Raw genomic sequence first — 2,046 nt, 5'->3', positions numbered from 1 at the left:
ATAAAAAGGATCAACCATCGAGTATAAGCTACCACCAAATTGTGTGCCGACGATATTTTTATTCAGACTATTAAGACCCATACTGACCACACACAAGCCTTGATCTAAATCAACATGCTCGACCTTGATACCAGCGCCGACATAAGGAGCGTAGGTATTAATACGCAATTTAAGTAAGTGTGGCGTTAAAAGAGGCATGACGTTTTTTTTAGTTTTACGTTTTAAATTTTCTAGATTCTTGGGTAGGAAGCTCATATTATTATTCCTTTATATTTCTCTATCTTTTACGGTACGTAAAGATGCTCGTATATTGATAACCATCATTTTTATTAATGATGGCCTGAGCTAATTATAAACTGAACAAAAAACACCTATCATAGTCAAAAATAAAAACTGCTACCAGGTGTAAAGCGTAACGAATATTAATTATTCAACAATATCAATACTATAATAAACGTTTACCCTGTTATCAATGTAGAAGATGTCTGTTTATTAGGACTAAATGGTCTTTAAGAGCGGTGCTAGTCATACATCAAAATGCGAAGAAAAGGTCAAGAGTTGTGACGGCAAAACTCGCAATCCTAGTCTTGATAGCATACAATGGCTGCCAATTTGTGTTGAGCAGCTTATTTTTTGTACAATTTTGGGCAAAAAGTCGTTATAGATAAAAAACGAATCCTCAGTTGGCATAAGGAGATGTGATGAGTAGTAACGAGACCCCCGTTTCAAGCACCAATCCGCAGCAGTCAAATTCAGCTCACTACGATGATGAATTGCAAGGTAGCTATACTGATTTGCATCAGCCAAGCTCAAGCTTTGACAGTCGTGACGCCTATTTAAATCATGAACTACAGATTATGCAGCCCAAGCGCTGGCGCATGAATTTGCCATTTCGTGATTATCGTTTTGAATATGAAGATACCATTCCAGCAATGGCCGCGACAATCGGTAAAGTAGTAATGGTGGGCGCTATTGCCGCTACGTTTGCAGGGCCGCTTGGTCTCAGTGATGCCTTTGTGTTAGAAAACGTCCGTTATGAGCTATTAATCGTCGCGTTCTTTGTGATCTTATTCTCAGGCTTTTTGCTACCGACTGCCAACCTTGCGGGTACGCATGGCCCGCTTATTCCTCTTATTCCTATTGTAGTGGCAGCTGGTGGTCACCCGATGGCCTTTGGTCTGCTAATCGGTGCCTTTGGTCTACTATTGGCTATTAGTAAGGGTGGTAGTCTGCTGGCGAACCTGACCAGTAAAGGCGTGTGCGGTGGTTTGCTGCTGTATTTAGGCTTTATTGGTACCATCTCACAAGTCAAAAATCTGTTTGCTTGGGCAGAAGGGATTGGCATGGCACATATTGCCTTTGTGGTGATTTTGCTAACGATCATACTGTATGCCGTATTAGAAAATTTCCAAAAGCGTTGGCTCGCTGTGCCGCTTAGCTGCTTGTTAGGTGGTGGCGTAGCTTTTGCGATGGGTGCGCCCTTTGCTTTTGAAACTGCACCTGGCTTGCCAAATATGAATCCAATGTATTGGTGGGGTGAAAACACTGGTTGGATGCTAGGCTTACCAACGGTTGAAAGCTTTGTTGTAGTGCTACCATTTGCGGTGTTGGCAGTAGCCATGTGGTCGCCCGACTTTTTGGGTCATCAAGTCTTTCAAAAAATCAGCTATCCAAAGCGTACTGAGCGTGTCTTGATGGATATCGATGATACGATGACCAGCGCTTCTATTCGTCAGGTGGCAGGCTCTGTATTGGGCGGCGCAAACTTTGCTTCATCATGGGGTACCTATATCGTGCCAGCAGCGATCGCTAAGCGTCCGATTCCAGCGGGTGCGGTACTAACTGGACTGTTTTGTCTGATCGCTGGTATCTGGGGCTACCCAATGGATCTGGCTATTTGGGAGCCGGTGATGTGTGTGGCGCTGATCGTCGGTGTCTTTATCCCACTGCTTGAGGCTGGCATGGAGATGACGCGCGAAGGTAAAACCACGCAGTCAGCTGCCATTGTGGTATTTGCATCAGCACTGGTAAACCCAGCCTTTGGTT

General features: G+C 44.0%; 2 protein-coding genes. One reads left to right on the top strand and one right to left on the bottom strand.

The features are described 5' to 3' along the window. The coding region (locus ACS8FD_RS13305) for a DUF4442 domain-containing protein (protein ID WP_439276234.1) at window positions 1–255 on the bottom strand (255 nt) is incomplete at its 3' end. A gap of 446 nt (window positions 256–701) precedes the next feature. On the opposite strand from ACS8FD_RS13305, the gene ACS8FD_RS13300 reads away from it, so the two are divergent. Further along, window positions 702–2,046 (top strand): DUF3360 family protein (locus ACS8FD_RS13300; protein ID WP_439276233.1); only part of this gene is annotated, 1,345 nt, incomplete at its 3' end.

This window comes from Psychrobacter sp. 1U2 (assembly GCF_051847575.1).
The sequence above is the reverse complement of the archived record's forward strand: the minus strand, read 5'-3'. Positions and strand labels throughout refer to the sequence as shown.